Genomic DNA, 1,966 nt, shown 5'->3' with positions numbered 1-1,966 from the left:
TTACATGATTTCTACTCATCAAATGGCTTTAACAAAGTTCAGTGTATGCAGTCTTGGTTACGTCTTCACGAGCACACCAACTTTGGAGTTGCTGTAGAGCATCTTGATGAACTGTATGTGAAACCACTCAGAGATAAGCAGTGGGGTGTTGGACATTTTGATTGGCTAGGTTATATGTACTAGTCAACCACAGGGCTAACAAAGCATTTAAGAGTGATTCGCAACGCTTGGCAGTTTCGCTTCGCTCTAGTATAGCCAATCGTCGCTCACACCTTAATGCGGCGTTATGTGTAGCCCCCAAATCAACCAATTATAAGGAATTAATGGTTATGATTACTTGCTATGTCAGATATGTTATAGATCCAAAGAAGGTCAAAGAGTTCGAAGAATACGCGAGAATGTGGATACCACTCGTTGAAAAGTTTGGTGGTCAACATAATGGCTATTTTCTACCATCTGAAGGTGCAAACAATATAGCTATGGCACTATTCACGTTTGAAAGTTTGTCAGCATACGAAGATTATCGTGCCAAGTCTCTAAATGATTCTGAGTGTATTAAAGCTTTCGAATTTGCCGATAAAATGGACTGTATTATTAGCTATGAACGTAGCTTTTTTAGACCAGTATTTGGTTGAAAAAGCTACACATAACAAGTTGCTTAAGCGTGATTCAGCACGCGTGGCATTTTTGGTATGCGTTAGTTTCGGTGTTGAAGTGCCATGCAGATACTCGGTCATTGCGTGCTTCACACCTTAGCAAAGCGTTAACTGTACTTCGATATAAAAATTACGAGCAAGTTGCACAAAAACAGGTCGTTTCTAAAATGAAAAAGTGGTTTATATTTTTGGTTCTTTTGCTAACAGGGTGTGTTGCTAAGCAAGTACCTTACTCTCCTTCTGATATGGTAAGCACAGAAGTTGCGGCGAATGTGATTGAACAGGTCATAATGGAACAGCCCCCAAAATTTAGACCTGAAGGTCTTGTTGTGACCAGTTCTTATATCGGGTTATCAGAAGGTCAAAATTCAAAAGTAGTGGCAGTTAGCAATTATAATGACTCTTCAAATTTGCTCCTGTCATCTTCAAACGTAAGGCTATCAGAAATCAATTCAAGGTATTATTTCAACTCGATATTGGCGCTTGAACTGTATAGCAAAAGAGATTGGTTTATCATTCAGCTAAAGAACGATGAACGACAGGTTGTTAAGCGTTTTTATACGAGAAGTTTAGAAAAGGCACAGCGGTTTATCGATTCAATAAATTATATGAAAAATTCGACTAAGCCATTTGCTGCTGAGTAGTACAGTTAACAAACTGTTCAAGAGTGATTCGCAACGCGTGGCATTTTTACTATGCGTTGTGTTTGTTGTTTAAGGTGGTATGCGGAGGCATCGGCATTGCGTTGCTCACACCTTAACAGGGCGTTAGTACGAGGTTGGCATCAACGGTGAAAATTTCGGTGTTTATCAGTTTCGTTTTCTAGCTTTACACTGGCTCAAATGTGCCTTTCACGTTCTTTCCGGTGGCACTATATGTGGAGCGCTTGCGTCGATTTTACCGTTTACGGTTTTTAAATTTGGGGCTATTTCGTTGGCGCGGTTTCTTTTGTGTTGTTGGCTTTTTAGCCTTCAATTCTGTACTTTGGTGTGGTTGTCAAAGTTCGGTGACCAAATCCTTTGCTAATTTGAAACTGGTCAAAACGGGGTAGTTTGGCGTGTTTTTCTTCTAGCCAACTTGCGTTTTGAAATTGAGTTCTAGTTTGGCAGTTGTCCTTTTAGTTTCAGCGTTTTAAGCCACAAGTTTAGTGCTATATTTCAATATCTTGGTACAAACCAAAAGGTTTAGGAACAGCGTACTAACAAACAATTTAAGAGTGATTCAGCACGCTTGGCATTTTTGGTTTGGGTTTGGTTCAGTGTTTACGGTGCTCAAATGAAGTGCCGTAGTCGCGTGCTTCACACCTTAAT

2 protein-coding genes and 1 pseudogene are annotated in these 1,966 nt (G+C 39.9%); all 3 read left to right on the top strand.

The window, feature by feature from the left end; genetic code table 11:
- Positions 1 to 183 (top strand): annotated as a pseudogene (locus tag NDJ01_RS07955) (GNAT family N-acetyltransferase); the annotation flags it as partial.
- Between the two features lie 146 nt (positions 184 to 329).
- Positions 330 to 635, top strand: coding sequence for an NIPSNAP family protein (locus NDJ01_RS07950; protein WP_258586528.1), 306 nt, complete (start codon positions 330 to 332; stop codon positions 633 to 635).
- Positions 636 to 823: 188 nt separating this feature from the next.
- The gene (locus NDJ01_RS07940) at positions 824 to 1,300 is read left to right on the top strand and encodes a sensor protein (RefSeq protein WP_258586527.1); all 477 of its coding nucleotides are present in this window, start codon (positions 824 to 826) and stop codon (positions 1,298 to 1,300) included.
- Positions 1,301 to 1,966 lie beyond the last annotated feature (666 nt).

Source organism: Vibrio sp. HS-50-1, assembly GCF_024747315.1.
Lineage (GTDB): Bacteria > Pseudomonadota > Gammaproteobacteria > Enterobacterales > Vibrionaceae > Vibrio > Vibrio diabolicus.
This window is presented reverse-complemented; position numbering and strand designations above follow the sequence as displayed.